General features: G+C 67.8%; 21 protein-coding genes. 8 read left to right on the plus strand and 13 right to left on the minus strand.

The window, feature by feature from the left end:
* The first annotated feature begins 148 nt into the window (after positions 1–148).
* From ABE434_RS00650 to ABE434_RS00665, 4 genes are all read left to right on the plus strand, one after another.
* On the plus strand, positions 149–931 hold the full coding sequence (locus tag ABE434_RS00650; protein ID WP_346477413.1) for a DUF2092 domain-containing protein: 783 nt from the start codon (positions 149–151) through the stop codon (positions 929–931).
* A 595-nt stretch (positions 932–1,526) separates the two neighbouring features.
* Entirely contained in the window at positions 1,527–2,351 is an 825-nt protein-coding gene (locus ABE434_RS00655; RefSeq protein WP_346477414.1) for a hypothetical protein, read from the plus strand.
* 11 nt (positions 2,352–2,362) lie between these two features.
* The gene (locus ABE434_RS00660) at positions 2,363–2,959 is read left to right on the plus strand and encodes a YSC84-related protein (protein WP_346477415.1); all 597 of its coding nucleotides are present in this window, start codon (positions 2,363–2,365) and stop codon (positions 2,957–2,959) included.
* 20 nt (positions 2,960–2,979) lie between these two features.
* Complete coding sequence (locus tag ABE434_RS00665) at positions 2,980–3,156, plus strand: hypothetical protein (RefSeq protein ID WP_167390385.1); 177 nt, start codon at positions 2,980–2,982, stop codon at positions 3,154–3,156.
* Positions 3,157–3,285: 129 nt separating this feature from the next.
* Here the strand turns inward: ABE434_RS00665 and ABE434_RS00670 are convergent, their stop codons facing one another.
* The 10 genes from ABE434_RS00670 to ABE434_RS00715 all read right to left on the minus strand — a co-directional run bounded on the left by ABE434_RS00670 (position 3,286) and on the right by ABE434_RS00715 (position 12,315).
* Positions 3,286–5,583 (minus strand): patatin-like phospholipase family protein, encoded by a 2,298-nt coding sequence (locus ABE434_RS00670; protein ID WP_346477416.1) that lies wholly within the window; start codon positions 5,581–5,583, stop codon positions 3,286–3,288.
* A complete protein-coding gene (locus ABE434_RS00675; RefSeq protein WP_346477417.1) occupies positions 5,574–6,761 on the minus strand; it encodes a BamA/TamA family outer membrane protein in 1,188 nt (395 codons plus the stop codon). Before ABE434_RS00675 ends, ABE434_RS00670 begins: the two co-directional genes overlap by 10 nt.
* A 134-nt stretch (positions 6,762–6,895) precedes the next feature.
* Positions 6,896–7,444: a DUF4136 domain-containing protein gene (locus ABE434_RS00680; protein WP_346477418.1), complete on the minus strand. Its 549-nt coding sequence runs from the start codon at positions 7,442–7,444 to the stop codon at positions 6,896–6,898.
* A gap of 156 nt (positions 7,445–7,600) precedes the next feature.
* On the minus strand, positions 7,601–8,134 hold the full coding sequence (locus ABE434_RS00685; protein ID WP_346477419.1) for a hypothetical protein: 534 nt from the start codon (positions 8,132–8,134) through the stop codon (positions 7,601–7,603).
* A 1-nt stretch (position 8,135) separates the two neighbouring features.
* A complete protein-coding gene (locus ABE434_RS00690; protein WP_346477420.1) occupies positions 8,136–8,954 on the minus strand; it encodes a DUF2092 domain-containing protein in 819 nt (272 codons plus the stop codon).
* Between the two features lie 53 nt (positions 8,955–9,007).
* Entirely contained in the window at positions 9,008–9,985 is a 978-nt protein-coding gene (locus tag ABE434_RS00695) for a transporter (protein ID WP_346477421.1), read from the minus strand.
* Between the two features lie 43 nt (positions 9,986–10,028).
* Complete coding sequence (locus ABE434_RS00700; RefSeq protein ID WP_346477422.1) at positions 10,029–10,409, minus strand: DUF1622 domain-containing protein; 381 nt, start codon at positions 10,407–10,409, stop codon at positions 10,029–10,031.
* Between the two features lie 42 nt (positions 10,410–10,451).
* The gene (locus ABE434_RS00705) at positions 10,452–11,378 is read right to left on the minus strand and encodes a formylglycine-generating enzyme family protein (RefSeq protein ID WP_346477423.1); all 927 of its coding nucleotides are present in this window, start codon (positions 11,376–11,378) and stop codon (positions 10,452–10,454) included.
* Complete coding sequence (locus ABE434_RS00710; protein ID WP_346477424.1) at positions 11,375–11,887, minus strand: DUF202 domain-containing protein; 513 nt, start codon at positions 11,885–11,887, stop codon at positions 11,375–11,377. Before ABE434_RS00710 ends, ABE434_RS00705 begins: the two co-directional genes overlap by 4 nt.
* A 23-nt stretch (positions 11,888–11,910) precedes the next feature.
* A complete protein-coding gene (locus ABE434_RS00715; protein WP_346477425.1) occupies positions 11,911–12,315 on the minus strand; it encodes a hypothetical protein in 405 nt (134 codons plus the stop codon).
* Between the two features lie 184 nt (positions 12,316–12,499).
* Between ABE434_RS00715 and ABE434_RS00720 the strand changes: the two genes are divergently transcribed.
* On the plus strand, positions 12,500–13,672 hold the full coding sequence (locus tag ABE434_RS00720; protein WP_346477426.1) for a hypothetical protein: 1,173 nt from the start codon (positions 12,500–12,502) through the stop codon (positions 13,670–13,672).
* A 12-nt stretch (positions 13,673–13,684) separates the two neighbouring features.
* Here the strand turns inward: ABE434_RS00720 and ABE434_RS00725 are convergent, their stop codons facing one another.
* From ABE434_RS00725 to ABE434_RS00735, 3 genes are all read right to left on the minus strand, one after another.
* On the minus strand, positions 13,685–14,092 hold the full coding sequence (locus ABE434_RS00725; protein WP_346477427.1) for a response regulator transcription factor: 408 nt from the start codon (positions 14,090–14,092) through the stop codon (positions 13,685–13,687).
* Positions 14,093–14,223: 131 nt separating this feature from the next.
* Positions 14,224–14,874 carry a response regulator transcription factor gene (locus tag ABE434_RS00730; RefSeq protein ID WP_346477428.1) on the minus strand — a complete coding sequence of 217 codons (651 nt, stop codon included), beginning with the start codon at positions 14,872–14,874 and terminating at the stop codon, positions 14,224–14,226.
* A 205-nt stretch (positions 14,875–15,079) separates the two neighbouring features.
* A complete protein-coding gene (locus tag ABE434_RS00735) occupies positions 15,080–16,051 on the minus strand; it encodes an AraC family transcriptional regulator (RefSeq protein ID WP_346477429.1) in 972 nt (323 codons plus the stop codon).
* A gap of 361 nt (positions 16,052–16,412) precedes the next feature.
* On the opposite strand from ABE434_RS00735, the gene ABE434_RS00740 reads away from it, so the two are divergent.
* The 3 genes from ABE434_RS00740 (at position 16,413) to ABE434_RS00750 (ending at position 19,397) form a co-directional block, all read left to right on the plus strand.
* Positions 16,413–17,960, plus strand: coding sequence for an ATP-binding protein (locus tag ABE434_RS00740; RefSeq protein WP_346477430.1), 1,548 nt, complete (start codon positions 16,413–16,415; stop codon positions 17,958–17,960).
* Positions 17,961–18,048: 88 nt separating this feature from the next.
* Entirely contained in the window at positions 18,049–18,936 is an 888-nt protein-coding gene (locus tag ABE434_RS00745; RefSeq protein ID WP_346477431.1) for a phosphatase PAP2 family protein, read from the plus strand.
* Positions 18,937–19,004: 68 nt separating this feature from the next.
* A complete protein-coding gene (locus ABE434_RS00750; protein ID WP_346477432.1) occupies positions 19,005–19,397 on the plus strand; it encodes an OsmC family protein in 393 nt (130 codons plus the stop codon).
* The last annotated feature ends 126 nt before the right edge of the window (positions 19,398–19,523 follow it).

Genomic DNA, 19,523 nt, shown 5'->3' on the forward strand with positions numbered 1-19,523 from the left:
ACGCAGGCACCGGCGCGATGCCGGTGCCTGCGTATAAATACCTAGCGACTTACCGTGTAACTCCGGTTGTCCGTCGCGTGGGCGGTGCGCAGAGTGTCAGCAGGGTCGGCCCGTCGCGCGCCCCACTGACGACACTCTGGAGACTGTCATGCCGCGCACCTCATCGGGCCTGCTGTTGGCGCTGGTCCTGATCGGACCCCTGCTCCTGCTTCCTCCTCCGCTGGCGGCCCAGCCCGCGGCGGCCAGCGTTGATACCGAGGCCGTACAGGCACTCACGCGCATGGGCGCGGCCCTGCGCGCGCTGCCGCACTTCACCCTCAACGCCACCACCAGCACCGAGTACGTGCTCGATGATGGCCAGAAGATCGCCCTGCCCGGCACGGTGACGTACCGCGTGCTGGGGCCGGACCGCTTCTTCGTGGAAATCCAGAGCGAGGACCAGCATCGCCAGCTGTTCTACGACGGCAAGGCGCTGACGATCTATTCGCCGCGGCTGAAGTACTACGCCACGCTGGAGGGATTGAACAAGAGCAGCCAGGCGCTGCTGACCGAATCGGCCACCACCTATGGCATCGAGCTGCCGCTGGCGGATCTGTTCCTATGGGGCACGCCCGCATTCCCGACCGATCAGCTGCAGTCCGCATTGCGCGTCGGCAGCGCGCGGATCGGCGGCGAAGCGACACAACACTACGCGTTCCGGCAACCGGGCGTGGATTGGCAGGTCTGGATCTCCGATGCCACCCACCTGCCCCGGCAGCTGGCGATCACCAGCCACAGCGACCCGGCGTTGCCCGCCTACCAGGCCACGTTGAACTGGGATACGCGGCGCGCGGTGACCGCCAGGGAGTTGGCGTTCGATCCCAAGGGCGCGACCAAGATCGTGTTCGTGCCGGTCGCGCTGGCCGCACAGACCACTGACGGGGAGAACTGAGCATGGACCGTTCCGCTTGCCTGCGTGCTGCATTGTCCCCGGCCCTGTTCACCGTGCTGCTGGGCGCTTCGCTGCTGCCCGCCGATGCCGGTGCACGTCCCGGGCTGCGCGGCTTCGCCCATCCTTCCATCGCCCATGCCGGCGGCTTCGGCGGTGGCGGTCTGCCTCATGGGGGCGGCGGGTTCGCGCCGCACCCGCCGGGCCCTGGCCCCGCACCCCATCCCGGTCCGGGCCCGCGCCCGGAGCCCGGCCCGCATCCTGGCCCAGGTCCCGGTCCCCACCCTGCTCCGGGGCCGGGACCCGGTCCGGGACCCCATCCGCCTGGCCCTGGTCCTGGACCCGGGCCGCATCCGCCGGGGCCACCGCCGCCTCCGCCTCCGCCGCCCTACTGGGATCACCCGTTCTGGGACGCCGCCGCCTTCACCGCGGGCGTCGCGGTCACCTCGGCGGTGATCGGCTCGGTGGTGTACTCGCTGCCGGTGGACTGCAGCACGGTCGTGGTCAACGGCATCGGTTACCAGCAGTGCGACAACGCCTGGTACCAGCCGCGCTATGCGGGCACCACCGTGCAGTACATCGTCGTGGATGCGCCGCGATGAATGACGCGCGCGCACGGGGCCGCTGGCTGCTGCTGCTGCTCGCCAGCGCGTGCACTGTGCCGCTGGCCGCGCAGGAGGCGCCGGCGGGATCGGCGTCCTCCGACGATATCGCGCGCAAGCTCGCCGATCCCGGTGCGGCGCTGATCTCGGTGCCGTTCCAATACAACTACCAGGGCGCGGTCGGCCCCGGGGATGCGTTCCACAACCAGCAGCTGAAGATCCAGCCGGTGATTCCGTTCGTCGGCGAGAACGGCAAGTTCATCCTGCGCCCGATCCTGCCGCTGAGCTGGAACCAGTTTCCGCAGGACAAACACGGCACCGGGGATCTGTTCGTACAGGGGTATTACATCCCCAGGACCGCGGCTGAAGCGCATGGCACCGAATTCGGCTACGGCTTCGCCGCGCTGCTGGACACCGCTTCGCACGACAGTCTCGGCACGGGCAAGTACTCGCTTGGCCCAGCCTTCATCCTGGTCCACAAGACGCAGAAGTGGACGGTGGGCGCACTGGCCAACCACGTCTGGTCGGTCGGCGGCGATGGCGACCGTGAGGATGTCAGCAGCACCAGCGTGCAGCCGTTCGTGACCCGCAACCTGCCCGATGGCTGGTCACTCAGCGTCACCTCGGAAACCAATTACAACTGGAAGGCGGCCAGCGGCGATGCCTGGACGGTGCCCCTGGGCGCCACCGTCTCCAAAGTGCTCAGGCTCGGGCATACCCCGATCAGCATCGGTGTCGGCGGCTTCTACAACGTGGACCGGCCGCACTACGCCAGCCGCTGGACCGGCCGGTTGATCGTGACCCTGGTCTTTCCCGAATGAGGCAGCTTCCCATGAACCGTCCGCTCCTTGTTGGCACGGCACTGATCCTGCTGGCTGTGGCTCCCCTCGGCTGCAGCACCTCCAGCCCCGCGCGCAGCGACGCGCCGCCCTCCACCGAAAAGATCGAGGCGCAGAACCAGGCGCGGACCGCCACGGCCGCGGTGCTGTCGCGGTTGTATGCCGCGCAGCCGGATGCACGCCAGGCCGTGGAGCACGCCGCGGGTTACGCGGTCTTCCGCAGCTTCGGGGTCAAGGTATTGATTGCCGGCGGCGGCGGTGGGCACGGCGTGGCCATCGACAACCGCAGTGGCCGGGAGACCTTCATGCGCATGGTGGAGATCCAGGCGGGGCTGGGCTTTGGCGCCAAGACCTTCGACCTGGTCTGGGTGTTCAAGACGCCCGAGGCGTACCAGGACTTCATCACCCGCGGCATCGAGATCGGCGGCCAGGCCACGCTGGCGGCGAAGGTGGACAAGGCCGGCGGTGGGCTTACCGGCGCAGTGCAGATCTCCGACAACGTCTGGGTGTACCAGATGACCGAAAGCGGCCTGGCGGCGGAACTGACCGTCAAAGGCACCCGCTACTACCCCGACAAGACGTTGAACTGAGCCACGGCCAAGGAGGTCCCATGCACGGTCACCCGCTGGTCTGGATCGTCAGCCTGTTCGTGCTGCCCCTGGTGGCGGCGCTGGTGCTGAGCCTGTTCGTCCGCCACCGCGGCATCAGCGCGAATGCGGTGCTGGCCTGGTTCGTGATCGTGTGCTGGTGCGGCGCGCTCGGGGTGATTCTGTCGCAGGTGTGGTGACCCGCGCTGCCGGCCAGCGGCCGGCACTACCCGTGCGTTGCTTGTTCGGCCTGCCCGCGCTGCCGGCCAGCGGCCGGCACTACCTGTGCGTTGCTTGTTCGCCCTGGTAGTGCCGGCCGCTGGCCGGCATCACAGCGATTGCCCCAGCTCGATGAAGAGCACGTTCTCGCCGCCTTCGCGGAATCCCATGCCGAAGATCAACGGGCCGACCCACGAGTCGAAGCCGAGGAACAGGCTGCCGTTCCAGATGCCGTCGCTCAACGACATGTCGCTGCGCCGCTGCCAGGCATTGCCATATTCGACCGTGCCACCGACCTGCGCCGAGCGCCCCAGCAGCGTGCCCAGCTCATAGGTATACCCGGCAAAGCCGAGTGCGTAATCCTGCCCTGTCAGCTGGTTCTGCTGGAATCCGGCGAGCCGCCAGCGCCCGCCCAGCCGGTAGAGGTTCTGCACCGGTGCGGTGCCGGAGGAGGTGACGTGGTAGCGCAGCCCCAGCTGCAGGGCGTGCTTGCCGAACGATCGGGCGGCCACGGCATCCAGATCGATCTGGCCGAACCGCGCGTCCGCGCCCAGGCCGGGGCTGGACTGGTAGGTGCCGACGGTGACCAGATAGCCGTTGCGGGGGAAGTAGACGCTGTCGATGTCGTCCAGCGTGGCCTGCACGATCCATGCCCCCTCTTCGAAGTTCACGCGGGGGATGGTCGGGTCGCCGACTTCCACTTCGGCGTTGCCTGTGTAGCGCTCTACCCCCACGGACAACGCGAGCACGTTGGACACATTGCGGAACAGCGCCACCGTGGCCCCGGTCCGGCGCACGCGATAGCGCGCGATCTTGTCGCCGGCATCGTCGTAGAGATTGAAGCTGCGGGTCTGGAAACCCCCACCGGCCTGGAAGGCGTATCGATTGTGCAGGTCGAAGGGGTGGTAGTACTGGCCGGTGAGGCCGGGTTCGCTGCCGATCTGCAGCGCGATGCGCGCTTCGGCGCCGTAAGGCGACAGGGGCGAGAACAGCAGGCCGGCGCGCAGGTTGCTTTCGTGATTGCCTTCGAGGTCGTTGCTCAGGCTCAACCCGGCCTCCAGGTACACCGGTCCGTTGGGCTTGGGATAGGCCGACACCACGACACCGGTCCTGCCGTCGCGCGCCTGGATCTCGTAGTTGATGCTGGCCAGCGTTCCCATGCCATAGGCGCGCAGTACGCCGGCCTGCATCGCCTCCACATCCAGCGGTTGGCCGATGCGGACCGGGAGATAGGACAGCAGCAACGCGTCGGCATACCCGGTGTGGTTGTCGACCTCGACGAAATCGATCATGGTCGGCACCGCGGACGGGGCCCGCCCGGCCCGCTGCGCGGCCAGCCGGGTGTAGGTCTGCGGCGTCTGCGCGAACGCCTGCAGCGCCGGCGCGGCCTGGTCGGCGGCGAGCTGGCCGATCCGCAACGCCTCGGGCGCCTTGTCGAAATCACCGGTGGCGACCTTGCCGGTCAGGTCCGGCGAGATCAGCAGATCCTGCGTGCCCAGACTGTCCAGCTGCGCCTGCGCGCTGCGCGTGGTCAGGAACCCGCTGAGCTGGCTGATCACATCCACCAGGCTGGCGTTGCGGTCCAGCGCGCTCAACGGCGTGCCCACGTCCACCGCGATCACCCGGTCGGCGCCCATCGCCCGCACCACGTCGATCGGCACCTGGTTGGAGAGGCCACCGTCGAGCAGTACCTGGTCATGGATCACCACCGGACGGAAGATGCCCGGCAATGACATGCTGGCCCGCATCGCCATCGGCAGGCTGCCCTCGGACAACACCACCGGCTTGCCGGTATTGATGTCGGTGGCGACCGCCCGGAACGGAATCGGCAGGTCGTCGAAACGGCCATTGACCCGGCCGCCCCCGGTCGCGCGCTCGAACAGGGCGATCAGCTTCTCGCCTTCGGAGACACCCCCGGCCAGCGCGACCGCCTTGCCCTCGCCGCCCAGCCCGATGCCGATCGGGGCCAGCTGGGCATAGTCGTCGGCCTTGCGTCGCAGCGAGCGCTCGCGGCGCGGCAAGGTATCGGTGAACAGGCTCAGCCATTCGGTGCTCAGCACCAGCTGCTCGATCTGCTCGGGCGTGGAGCCGGACGCGTACAGGGCACCGACCAGCGCGCCGGCACTGGTACCGGCGATGCAGTCCACCGGAATGTGCAGCGCCTCGAGCTGTTTGAGGATGCGGACATGCGCGATGCCCCGTGCGCCGCCACCGCCCAGCGCCAGCCCGATCCGGGGCCGCGTGTCACCCGGGCCGCGGACGCCACAATGACCGCCCTGGCCGTCCGCGTCGTCGGCCGCAACGGGTTCGGCCGCGTGCAGCGGCGACAGCGCGCCACCGCCGCACAGCCACGCGCAGGCGAGCGCTGCGATCCATGGCAGGCGCTGCCCGGGGCGCGTCAGCGCCACGCGCTGCCCACCTGGATGTAGAACGTGTCGTCCTCCGGCCCCCAGGCATAGTCGAGGCCTACATGCATGCCCAACTGCCGGGCGATCAGATAGCGCACGCCCGCGCCTTTGGAGACCTGGCTGGCACCGTCCCCGAAACTGTTGTGCCGTCCCCAGGTGCGACCCGCGCCGACGAAGCCGATCAGGGCCCAGCGCTGGGTCATGTTCCAGCGCAGCTCGCTCTCCAGCACCGCGGCCCGCGTGTCCTGGTAGCGCGCCGAACCAATGCCGCGCAGGTCGATGTAGGGCAACCGATAGAACGGAACATCGCCGTTGGCCCAGCGCGCATCCGCGCGCCCGCCGAGGACGAAGTGTCTGCCCAGCGGCCAGTAGCCGTAGGCGTGCCCGCGATAGCTCTGGAAGCTGGCATCGCTGCCGATCCCGGGCAGATAGAAATTGCCTTCGACCATGCCCAGCCACCCGCTGGAGGGCGTGAATGGGTTGTCGCGCGAATCGTACTCCAGCGACAGCCCCAGGCCCGAGCTGCGCTTGGACAGCTCATGGGGCTGGAAGCGATCGCGGTCGGAGGCAACGTCGAAGCCGATGTCCAGGTCCATGTAGACCCAGGCCAGGCCGAGGTACAGATCGCGCTCGCCCAGACGCCGGAACCCCTGCTGGAAGGACATCAGTCCGTCCATGTTGTACTCGATCTTCTGCGTGGGCAGCAGCGTCCCGGGCGTGTAGAAGCCCAGGTTGAACGAGGCCTTGGCCACGCCACCGCGATAGCGCCAGCGGTCCTCGTCGAAGTGCAGCGAGGCGCCGACACCGTAGGCTTCACTGCCATTGGAGGTGCGCATGGCCCCACCGCCGTAGATGTCCGGCGTGACCATCTTCGGGGCACCGTCCTCGCCCGTCGCCCCCGAGGACGTCGGGCGGTGGAAGAACGCCAGCGCCACGCCACCGCCATTGCCTACGGCCGGATCTGTGACGATGATCGGCACCGGCAGGAATCCGCGGTGCTCGAGCAGCCAGCGCGACATGTCGAAGCGGCCGTCCTCGGCGTCACGGAACAGCGACACCCGCGGCGCCGCGGCGGTCGCGGGTGCGGGCGACGGCGCGGCAGACTGCTGGGCGATCGCGGCGCAGGGCGTGAGCACGCTGAACAGCGACAGCAGGCATACGGCAGGGCCGATCGACACAGGGCACCTCGGGGGATGGGTAACCGGCCGTGCAGTCGGCGTGCGCGGCGAAATGCGTGGGCCCGTGCCGGTGGGAGGGGAACAGCCCGGCACGGGCCTACGCGGTTGAACGCATCGCGGACCGTCCGCAGCGATCAGCGTGCGGCGGTCGTGCCCGGCGGGAACGCAGCAAACAGCTTGTCCAGCCCGGCTTCCACCGCCGCGTTGACCTTGTCCGGCGAGGTCGGCACGGTGCCGCTGGCGGTGCCGCGCCAGACCGCCTGCTTGGTCTTGGCGTCGAACATGTCCACGACCAGCGTGCCGACGTCATACGTGCGAACGGTGGTAGTCGCATTGCCCATCGCCATCCCGCCGCCCCAGCCACCGCCGCGCCAGCCCCAACCACCCATGCCGGTGCCGGTGTAGAAGGTGTCCAGGGTCTGCTTCTGGCCAGTGACGATATGCGCGGCCAGGGCGATATCGCCGTTGGGCGCTTCGCGCAGCCCCTTGGCCTGCAGCCGTGCGTTGATGCCATCGATGATGCGTTGCTGCACCAGCGGTGAGCCCGCCTGGGGTTTCATTGCCCAGGTATAGGTTTTGTACGAGGCGAAGCTGGCCGACGGATCGAAGTCGGTCTTGACGGTCGGGGTGGATGCACAGGCGACCAGAGAAGTCGCCAGGACGGCGATGGCAAAGGCTTTCATGACGCGAGTCTCCAAAGGCGGGATGGAAAGACGCGCTGCGGTCGCAGCCGTCCTGGGGCGGGCCGTGGCGGCCGGTGGTTACAGCCCCACGGTAATGCAGTGCCGGGCGCGCGTAATGCGCATAACTACGGTAGGAGGACAGGAAAAACTACCGAGTCATCGCGGCGGATTGATCACCACGTACTGCACGGTGGTGCCCGCATAGCGCGGCTCGTACCAGACGTTGCCGCACTGCTGGTAAGCCATGCCGTTGATCACCGTGGTCACGCAGCTGGGGGGCACGGAATTCACGATCGAGCCGATCACCGCCGAGGTCACGGCCACGCCGGCTGTCACAGCTGCGGCGGTGGCGAAGGGATGATCGTCCCAGTGGTTCCAGTGATCGTCGTGGTAGTCCACATCCACGTTGACGTTGCGGTTGACGTTCCGGTTCACGTTGCGGTTGACGTTTCGATCGACGTTGCGGTTGCCGTCGATGTTGCGGTTGATGTTCCCCCCGCGGTTCACGTTGCCTCCCTGCGGGCGCTGCACGGGTCGGTTGACGCTGGTATGGGCGCTGGCCCGCGCGCCGCCGCCGTGGAAGCCGGCGCGCTGGGCGCTGGCCGGCGCGGACACCGCCAGCAGGACCACCAGGAGCAGGCTCGCGGCGAGGGACGACGCGACGAAGAAGCGGTTGATCACGATACGCATCTCAGTTCTCCTGACCGTCATCGCTGAGGACCACCGCCACCGGCACCAGCTTGATCCGCGTGGCATCGGCCGGCGGCGTGAACTGGAAGGCCGTGGCCGGTACCGCAGTGCGGGTATCCCAGCGCAACTGCGCGCGGTACTGCGGCAACGCCGGGTCATCCAGCGAGGTGATCACCAGCTTCTTCGGCAACGACGTGGCTTTGCTCACCCACAACTGCCAATCGACGCCGTCCTGCTTGAACGCGTACTGCTCGATCTGCTCACCGTCGACCGTGCCACCGCCGATGTGCAATGCGCTGCGGATGGCGGTCTTGGGCGCCTTGTCGGTCCCCCACAGGAACATGTCGGCGAGCGGCATGTCGATGCCATAGCGGCTGGCGGCATCTTCGACCAGCTCGCCCAGCGTGCTGCTCAGGCCATCGACCTGCGCGTAGTACTTCAGGCGCGGCGAATACAGCGACAGCGCCTTGCCATCGTAGAACAGCTGGCGCAGCTGGCGATCGCTGCGCAGTTCCAGGAACAGCTGGTTCGGCGCGCGTACCTTGTAGGTCACCACGCCATCGAGCTCCACCTTCTGGCCGTCGTCCAGCACGATCTCGGTGCTGGCATCGGAGGTCAGCGAGAACTGCTTGAGCGCGCGCAGGGCCGCACCCATCCGGTCCAGCGCGGCCAACGCCTCCGTATCGCGTTCGGGGGCGTCGGGCGATGCGGCGGGCGGCGGGGCCGGCGGGGCGACGCGCGTCGCGCCGTGTGCGGCAGGCACCATCGCGGCCAGCAGCAGGCACGCCGACCAGGCAACCGGAGGAATGACAGAGGTCATGATCGTTGCTCCATGAAACGGGATACGGGCGGCCGCGGCGAGGCGGCCGGGGATCAGAAACCGCCGCTGATCGAGAGGCTCCACGGGTCGCCTTCGAAACGGTTCTTGACGCTGAATTCGCCGACGTAGCGGAACGACACATCCAGGTGCTCGCCGCCGGACCATTTCCTGCCGTAGGTCAGCACCGGGCCCACGCCGAACGAGCGGCCCTTGAAGCCATCCAGGCGGTCCGCGGTGTCGCCCTTGTCGTCCTGCAGCTGCTGGATCCAGCCGCCGGCCGCGCCGAAGCCCCAGCCACTGGCGGTCCGCTTGACCAGCAGCAGGTCGGCCCGCGCGACCACGCCGTTCTTGTAATCGGTATCGTCGTTGCGGGTGTACCAGTCGGTGGCGCCCAGTACGCTGAACTCCAGCGTGCCTTTCTGGAACAGGTGCGTGTAGCCCACGCTGGGCGAGAACGTCCAGATGTTCATGCCCGGATTGGCCAGCCGGTTCGGGTCGTACTTGGCCGTGGGCGCATACACATACACGCCGAAAGACAGATGCTGCACTTCGCTGATGTGGAACCCGGCAATCACCGGCGCGAAGTACACGTCGAACAGGTTGGAGGCGTGATCCCGGGCCTGGAAACGGTTGCCCAGCGGGCCGGACAGGCTCGCGGTCGCCTCGGCATCGATGTACGGCACGGTCAGCATCGAGGCGAAGTTCCAGCGGCCGGCCTGGGTCGGCCACACGTACACGCCGGTGGCAGCGGTCAGGTTGACATCGGCCTCCAGCCCCAGCGAGATCTGCCCGGCGATCGGCGCGGGCCGGCCGCCGCTGATCTTGCCGTTGTAGCGGATGTAGCTCAGCGACCACTGCATGCCCGGCTCGGGGGGAATCACGCCGGCGTACGAGGTGATCTGCATCCCGGTGATCGAACGCCCCAGCGCGCCTTCGGTGGCCAGGGCCGGCGACGCGCACAGCGCGGACAGCGATGCCAAGGCGAGGAGCAATGGCCCGCGGCGCGACAGGTGGAACAAGGACGTGGTCATGCGATGGCCCTCCAGCACGGATGCAGGTTCATGGACGTGGACCTCACAGCGGCGGCGCCGGCGCCGGCCGGGTGGCACGCTGGCGTTCGCGGACATCGGCGATGTCGCGCTCCAGGAAGTGGTTCAGGAACGTGCGGATCACCGCGATCGCGGCCAGCTGGCCGATGGCATCCCAGCTGGTGTAGATCGAGGATTCGATGATGTCCGCCGAGAGTTGCATGGTCAGCCCGGCCACCAGCCAGCGCCCGTAGCCCAGCCACAGATCGCGGCGTTCGACGTTGGTGAGATGGCCGCGCAGCGTCAGCCGCAAGGCCTGCACGAACACCACCACGGTCGCCAGTGCGATCAGCACCAGGGCCATCGCATCGATGATCACCACCACCGGCTCGGTGACGGCGACCAGCCACGCCTTGAGAGGAAGCATCGTCGGGGCTCCAGTGGGCATCGCGGTGCGCGGCGGTCGGGTTCATCGGCGGTCCACGCAACGGAAGCCGAGGTGGCAGGTCGAGGTATCGATCGGCTGGGCCATCCGCGCCGCGGGCCGATAGCGCCTGCAGTAGTTGGGGGCACACAGGTGCGAGCCACCCTTCATCACCCGGCGCGGGATCGCGCTGCGGTCGCGCGGATCATGGCTGCGCTCGCGGAGACCGCCGCGCGGGTTGTCGATCGCGCAGCACGGCCTGCTCTGCAGCTGATCGTGCTGCTGGTACCAGTCGCTGGTCCACTCCCAGACATTGCCGATCATGTCGTACAGCCCATACCCGTTGGGCGGATAGCTGCCGACCGGCGAGGTCCAGCGGTGGCCGTCCTCGTCCAGGCTCTGCCAGGGAAACTCGCCCTGCCAGGTATTGGCCTGGTGACGGCCGCCGGGGACCAGGGCGTCCCCCCAGGCGAACTCGCCGCTGTCCTGGCCGCCGCGCGCGGCGAACTCCCATTCGGCTTCGGTCGGCAGGTCCTTGTCCATCCAGCGCGCATAGGCCAGGGCGTCGGCGAAGGTCACGTGGACCACCGGATGATCTTCCAGGCCCTGCAGGTTCGAGGCCGGACCGCGCGGATGCCGCCAGTCGGCACCGGGCAGGTAGTGCCACCAGTTATGTGTGCTGCCCAGATCGACCGGATGCGCGGGCTGCACGAACACCACCGACGCGGGTTGCAGCAGCGCCGGATCCGCGCCCGGATAGTCGCGCGGGTCGGCCGCCTGCTCGGCGGCGGTGACGTGGCCGGTATCGCGGACGAAGTTGGCGAACTCCCGGTTGGTCACCGGATGGCGATCGATCCGGAACGGGCCGACCCGCGCCTTGTGCGCCGGGCGCTCTTCGGGATAGTGCGCGTTGGAGCCCATGCTGAAGAGCCCACCGTCCAGCGCGATCATGGTCTCGGCAACGACGCTCATGCGAAGGGCGCCACGTTGAAGGTCATGCTGACGATCGCCAGCAGGCCCAGCAGCCACAGCAGGCCGGCGGTGATCAGCGTCAGCGAGATCGGGTAGTGACTCTCGCCGTGGATCAGGCCTTCGCGGATCATCTCCGCCCGCTCGGCGCGCAGGCCCTGCATGTAGCGGACGTGATAGAGGATGCCCAGCGTCAGCAGGACCATCCCCAGCCCGACCAGGGCGATGCCGAAGTTGCGCGGCGCATGCGGACGCAGCCCGACGCCGGGCACCTCCAGCATGTGGCCGAAGAACTGATAGATGGTGAAGCCGAACCCGATCAGCGACAGTGCGGTGCGGATGATCGACATCAAGGTGCGGTCCGCACTCATCCGGGTCCGCTGGAAGGACATGCCGGTGCGCCGTGAGGAGAGCTCCATCGAGGTGGCGTCGGCACCGCCAAGCAGGTCCTTGGCCTGTTCGATGGTGAGCGCGCGCGCGGCGAGATGCTGGCTGGGGTCCTGGGCGCTCATCGGGTCGTCGTCTCGTGAGGGTGTCATTTGCGGCGCAGCACATGGCTGGCGATGCGGGTGATCGGGCCGCGCAGGATCAGGTACGGCAGGAAGCCCAGTACGACCGCGATCACGAAGGCCTCCACCGGGTACTTGAATCCACCGAAGACCCGGAACTGGTAGATGACATCCATGCCGACCCCCAGCAGCAGGATTCTTGCCGTGTCCGTGACGCCCTCGCGCCAGGCGACGCGGCGCTCGCCGGATGAACTGTGCGTCAGCAGCCAGGCGTACGGCGTCTTGCCTGCCTTGGCGTCCTTGATCCCATCGATCAGGGCGGTGATCAGCGCCATGGACGGCTGCAGGAAGAAACGGAAGGTCATCGGACCGTCCGCGCGTTCGATCATGTCCGTCCAGAACCGCGTGAGAATGTCGATCACCGAGAGCATGGCTGGGTCCTTGCGACAGGGCTCCAGCTTGGGGTTTGCCCGAGAGCCGCACAATCGAGTTGTTACTGCAACGTCCCCAGTATTTTTACTGCGTCCAACAGGTGGAACAGCAGCGCTATGCTCGCTGCCTGCGGCCCTGCGATGCGTGGCCGCCCTCCCCTTCGCTGCCGCAGGCGCGCCGCCGATGCGATCGAGTCAGCACCGCTACTCCCTGATGCACGGCGGGCTCCTCCATCGCCTGCTGCAGGCCACCGGCGTGCTGCACAGCCGGGTCAGCGTGGCACTGTGGCTGGCCGGGATCCTGCTCGTGGTGTCCTTCGGCCCCCTGCTGGTACTGGCGGCGCGCGACGGCAGCCTGTGGCCGCAGCCGCCGCGCATGCACCTGCTGGGCGACTACGCCACCCTGGCCCGCGTACTGCTGGCATTGCCGTTGCTGGTGATCGCGGCGCCGCGCTCGGATGCACTGCTGCGCAATGCCTTCCGCCAGCTGACCCATGCCAGCCTGGTTCCGCCCCAACGCCAAGGCCGCATGGACGCGCTGCTGGGCAGGGTCCGCCGCTGGCGTGACGGATGGTTCCCCGAAACCCTCTGCGTCGTCATCGCCTGGGCGCCGCTGTTGTTCGGCGGCGACCACGCAAGCCTGTTGCCGGGCGTGGCGGATTGGCGCCTGGACCACGGCGCGCTGACAGCGGCGGGCCGCTGGTACGAATGGGTCGCCGTGCCGCTGTTCCGCCTGGTGGCATTGCTGTGGCTGTGGCGTTTCCTGCTGTGGACCTGCGTGCTGTGGCGCCTGCCCCGCAGCGGACTGGTCCTGCATGCCGAGCATCCGGATGGCGCCGGCGGCCTGGCCTTTCTCGGGGTCGCCCAGGAACGTTTCGCCGTGCTGGCGCTGGCCGGTGGCCTGCTGCTGGCCGGCGCGTGCGTCAACCATGTGCAGTATCTCGGCGACAGCCTCTACACCCTGCGCCACCTGCTGGTAGGCTATGTGGTCGCGGCGACGCTGCTGCTGGTCGCGCCCCTGCTCCTGCTGATGCCGATCCTGATGCGGGCCAAGCGCCATGCGCTGTACCGCTTCGATGCACTGGGCAACCGCGCCGCCGATCTGTTCGACGCGCGCTGGCAATCCGCCCAGCAGCAGACGCCCGCGGCGGACTCCCTGCTCGATCACGGTGATGCTTCCGCGCTGGCCGACTTCAGTGGGGTGTACAAAGGCCTGGCCGGCATGTCGGTACTGCCGTTGAACCGCTGGAACCTGCTGTGGATCGCGCTCCACGCGGTGCTGCCCCTGCTGCCGCTGGTGCTGCTGGCGATGTCGGTGGACGAGCTGGCCCGCAAGCTGCTGGGCATCCTGGTCTAGCCCGCCCGCGGCTCAGCCCCGGTACGTGCCGTGCAGGGACCGCGAGACGAACGACTCCCCCTTCACCGCGGCGAGCACCGCCTGCAGGAGGTCATCGCCCGCGTCGGATTTGAGCACATAACTGCACGCACCCAGCGCCATCGCCTGCGACACCATCTGCGGCTCGGCATGCACCGTGATGAACACCACGCCCAGCACGGGGCGTTGCAGGCGCAACCGACGCGCGGCCTCCAGCCCGTTCAATTCCGGCATGCCGATGTCGGTCACCACCACGTCGGGCAGCATCGCCTGCGCCGCCTGCACCAGCGAGGCACCGTCCTGGACCAGTCCGATCACCTGGAACTGCTGGGCCAACAGGCCGCGCAGCTGGCGGCCCATCGCACATCCATCTTCTGCCAGCAGCACACGGACAGCATTCATCGCACTCGCCCGTTCGATGCCTGCCACGATGGTGTGGCCGGACACGGTTCGGTAACAAGGGAAAAACAACCGGTGGCGGGCAAGTAAATCTACTTGCCCGCTCTGCACGCATGCCGCCTGGTGCCTGCCGCCTAGTGACGGATCAGACCTTCCAGTTCGGCCTTGCGCACCAGCTCCAGCGTGCCGTGCACGCCCAGCTCCTGCATGATCGCGTACTTGTGCGATTCAACCGTACGCACCGATACCCCGAGCTCGTAGGCGATCTGCTTGGAGCGCAGGCCGCGCGCCACGTATTCCAGGATGCGCAGCTGCTTTTCGGTCAGTACGTACTGGCAGCGACCCGAGGACACGATCGCATTGGCTGCCAGGGTCGGGGTCACATACGTCTGGCCGTCCATCACCCCATTGATCGCGCGGACCAGTTCATCGCCGGCCGCGCTTTTGAGGATGTAGCCCCGCGCTCCGGCCCGGATGGCCTCGGCCGCCATGCTGGATTCGTCGTGCATCGTAAGGAACACGAACGGCGTCATGCAGCCCTCGCTGCGGACCTGGCGCATCACGTCGATGCCGCTGATCCCGGGCATGCTGATATCCGAGACCACCACATCCGGTGACTCGCGATGCAGCGAGTCCAGCAGTTCCTCGCCGGAGGCCACCAGCACGATCGATTCGAAACAGTCCATCAGCAATCTTTCGATACCCTGCGCCACCAGCATGTGGTCATCGGCGACGACCACTTTGCGGAACGGTACGGACATCGACTGCGCGCACGAAACGCCCATTTGCATTATCTCCATTGGCTTCAATCATCCCCTGATTGACCTGCAGGTGCGGCCGTCATCGCCCACAGCAGCGGGCGTGATGGCATCCCTTTCTGTCGTCCCGGTGCATCTGCAGCCAGCCGAACATGCGAGCCCCGCCGTGATGAGATCGTGATGCGATGCGTGTCACCACTGCTCTCGACCCGCAGCGTGTTCAGGCCGGCATTCAGCGTCTCAGCGTGTCTCGTGGACATTCCCCGAAGACATTCCGGTAGGTCACCGAGAAGCGTCCGAGGTGCCCGAAGCCCAGCCGCAGGGCGATGTCGGTCACGCTGTCGTGCGTGTCCGCCTGCAGCAATGCCGTGCGCGCGCGGTTCAAGCGGGCCAGCTGGTGCCAGTGGCAGGGCCCATGTCCGTAGGCATCACGAAACAGACGTTCGAGCTGGCGTTCGCCCACGCCCAGCGCAAGCGACAGGGCGGCACTGTCGAAGGGCCGGTCGAGATGGGCTTTCAGATAGTCTTCGGCCCGCCGCACGACGGCATCGCGGTGACGTTCGATCCAGCTGCCATCGGCACGTCGTTGCGGTCCGGCATCGGCGGCACTGACGGCGTCCACGAAGGCGCCCAGCAGCAGCGCCGACTGCGCCGCCAGCTGCTCCGGCGTGATCAGGCCCTCCCAGCGGGCGGCGGTGTCCAGTGCGGAGAACACGCCGTAACGCAGTGCCTGCGCGTGCGCGGGGGCGGCCGGTCGGCTGCACCAGCCACGGCGTGGGAGGCGCAGTTCGCGGCCGACCCGCGCCACGGCCTCGCGCTGCAGGACCTCGCGCGGAATCAGCAGCACGGCCCACTGCCAGCCCCCGGGCTGCGGACGCACATTGAGCTCGCTGTCTTCGGCGAACACCATCACTTGGCCTGCGGGAACCCAGCGTCCGTTGGCCCACATCGGCTGCTGGCAGGACACGGCCATCGCCAGTGCGATCAATCCTTCGCCGAAGCTGCCGCTGGCGAAAATCGGCAGCGTATAGGCGCCACTGTCCAGGCTGAACTCCGGAAAGACCAGCCGCTGCAGGCACGCGCGGAAGTGTCCGGCCGCGAGCAGACGCTGTTCGAAGCGGGTGTCGCGCACTACCCCCAGCAACGCATCGGCGTCGAAGCCATCGACGACGAAGCGGCTGTACGGGGCCATCGGTTCGTCCATGCCAGTTCCTCGAACAGGTCGGAAATCGGATAGCGCGACGGAGGAGAAGCTGTTTACATCGGCGCGATTGTGGGGCGTAAACGACATCGCTACAAGCGGTGACACGCTGCCCCGCAAGCGTGAAACGCATCACATTGAGACCTGTCCGGGGGAGGCGTTGCGCGCCTCGGGGACAGGCCTCGATCCGAAGCTTCCTCACGCACCCACCGAGGTCCACGTGCGCGTCAACGCGTCTGTTACGCACATCGCTCCTGTCGACAGCACCCGTGCAGCAGCATCGGACGATTCGGTCAGCCCCACTGCCTCCACGCGCGCATCACCTGCGCTTCGCATCACATTCACGCACGTCCTGCCGCTGCTGATGGGTTGCCTGCTTGGCCAGTTGCTGCCGACGCTGGCGCAGATGCCGGGCTTCCGTCTGCACGTGCTATGGATTCCAGGACCGCTCTTGATGGGCTGGTTGCTGTTCACCCCGGGCCCGCAGTGGCGCACGTGCATCCTCGCGGCCGCGGTCGGCACCGTGTTGGCGTTCGTCCTGGTGCCGTTCGTCGGGCTGAGTGGGCTGGTGGCCAGTGCCGGTGAACTGACCCTGGTGGCCGCCGTAGCCTGGCTTTTACTGCGCTGGCGCGCGACCGGTTCCGCATTGGAGGGATTCCGCGACATCTCCCTGTTCATCGCACTCGGCTGCATCGCACTTCCCGTGTGCGTGGCGTGGTGGCAGATGCTCGTCTTTCCCGGCGCGCCCCGCGGACTGGCACCCGGCATGCTGCTCACACGGCTGCTTTGCAGCAGCGTGAGCTACCTGCTGATCGTGCCGACGGTGGTCAACATCGCGCGGGTGCTGCAGACACCGGAACGTCGGGCCGGCTGGCGTTGGCGCACGATCGCTGTCGCCTTGCTTCTGTTCGGCGTGCTGGGCGTGATCTGGGGCATGGACTGGCCCGAAGGGGTCATGACCCCGCTGCTGGTCCTGGCCCCCATTCCGCTCCTGATCTGGGTGTTGATCGTGTTCGGGGTCAGCGGGGCAGCGGTGTGCATGCTGATCGTGGCGGTGCTGGCGATGCAGTTGAGCTTGGCCGGCGTGGGTCCGCTCGCCTTCTGGACACCCGAGCGCAACCTGATCACCGCCCAGGTATGGACCCTGGGCACCGGCTGTGCGCTGCTGTTCCTCGGCGCGCTGTCCGAGCAGAAGCTGTCCAATCACCTGAAACTGCAGCAGGCCTATCGTCGGCTGGGTGAGGTGACCGGGCGGATGCTGGTGGTGCAGGAAGAAGAGCGCACACGCATCGCGCGCGACCTGCATGACGACGTCAACCAGTCGCTGGCGGCGATCTCGATCTGCCTGAGTACCCTGCGCAACCAGATTCCCGAAGCCGACCGCCACAGCGTGGTCGAGCTCCAGGACCAGCTGTTGACGGTGTCCAATGACATCCGGTCGATCTCCCACGAACTGCATCCGAGCATCCTGCGTTTCACCGGCCTGGCCAGTGCGCTCGATGCGTTCTGCATCAAGCGCAATGCACGTGGCGCGCTGCGCGTGCGATGCCGGATCGAAAGCCCGCCCCGACTCGGTGACGACCGCGAACTGAGCCTGTTTCGGATCGTGCAGGAAGCGGTGAACAACGTGGACAAACACGCGCATGCCAGTACCGCCCACGTCCTGGTGACGGTGCGCGGCGAGCAACTGCTGCTGCGGGTCGACGACGATGGCATCGGCCTGCCGGTAGCGGGCAGCACGCCGGCGGCACCGGGGCTGGGCATGATCAGCATGGAAGAGCGCGCACGTCTGCTGGGTGGCAGCCTGAGGATCGGTTCCAGCCCGCTGGGCGGTACCCGTGTCGAAGTGCGCTTTCCGTTGGGTGATGCGGTGACCGAGCTGCCGCCGCTGCGCGTGGTCGCGCACCCGTAAAGATACTGAGGCCGGACGCGTAGAAAGGCGGTTGTACGGGCCGCATCCGCCGGACACAGTGGACCGACACTGGTCCGTGGAGCGCCCCATGCACAGGAATGCCCTACCCTCCCGCTGCCGCCGTGGTGCGGCCCTGCTCGCGCTGGCCTGCGCGTTGACGGCATGCACGTCGTCTCCGTCCCTGTCGACTGCGGCACCGCCGACCGCCGTGCCTGCCGCCGCGCCTGCCCCCGCCCCGGTGCCGGAGCTGCGCCCCGGCATTCCGGCCGGCTACCTCGGGCGCGCCCTGCCGGACAGCCTGGCGCTGCTGCCGCCACCACCGGCCCAGGGCTCCCCGGCCTTCGCCAATGACCAGGCCATCCACCGCGCCGCGCAGAAGCTGCGTGGCACGCCCCGCTACGCGCTGGCGACCACGGACGCGAACCTGCACTTCCCGCAGGTGGCGAATACCTTCTCCTGCGCGCTCGGGGTGCCGATCAGCCAGCAGACTTCGCCGACGCTCTACCTGCTGCTGCAGCGCACCCTGGTCGATGCCGGCCTGGCCACCTATGCCGCCAAGGACCACTACAAGCGCACGCGCCCCTTCGTGTTCCACAAGGAAGGCACCTGCGCACCCGCCGACGAGGCCTCGCTGCGCACCGACGGTTCCTATCCGTCCGGGCATACCGCGATCAGCTGGACCTGGGCGCTGTTGCTGATCGAGCTGAGCCCGGACCATGCCAACGCACTGCTCGCCCGCGGGCGCGCGTTCGGCGAGAACCGCCTGATCTGCAACGCGCACTGGCAGAGTGATGTGCTCGAAGGCCGTGCCGTGGCCGCTGGCGCGCTCGCCGCCCTGCACGCCAACGCCGATTTCACCCGCGACATGGCGCTGGCCCGGGCGGAAATCCAGTCGCTGCGCGGCAACAGCGTGCAGCCCACCGGCTGCGATGCGGAGAAAGCGGCACTGGCGGTCCCGATTCCCGGGGTGCTCTAGCACGCGCCCGTGCGCTGTCCCGCGGCCCATGCCATCCTGCGCTGATCTCCACCCCGAGGGCGCAGCAGATGGCACAGGTCCAGATCGTTTCCGATGGCGTCAATTACCGCCACCACATCCGCAGCGGTGAGCATGCGCTGGTGGCCGACGAACCAGTGAGCCTTGGCGGCCAGGCGGCAGGCATGGCCCCCTTCGATCTCTACCTCGCCTCGCTTGCGGCCTGCACGGCCATCACCCTGCGCATGTATGCGGAGAAGAAGGGCTGGGACCTGGGTGAATTCCGTGCCGAGCTGTCTTCCTCCCGCGACGCGGACGGCCGCTTGCAGGTTCATCGCGTACTGGATGCCTCCGGGGCGCTGACCGAGGCGCACTGGGCGCGCCTGCTCGAGGTCGTCGAGAAGACGCCGGTCACCCTGGTCATGCGTGAGGGAGCCACGATCACCAGTGAACAGCGCCCCTGACCGGGCGGTCGTCCCGTGTCCATCGCGTGCTGCAGACGCCGTTTTCACCTGGTCCTGACAGTTGAAAAAAGAAAGCCTCCCGCTGCATCCGTCACGACACTCCCGCCGTAGCTGAAGGTGCGTCAC

This window comes from Stenotrophomonas sp. TWI1183, from assembly GCF_039673115.1.
Lineage (GTDB): Bacteria > Pseudomonadota > Gammaproteobacteria > Xanthomonadales > Xanthomonadaceae > Stenotrophomonas > Stenotrophomonas maltophilia_AA.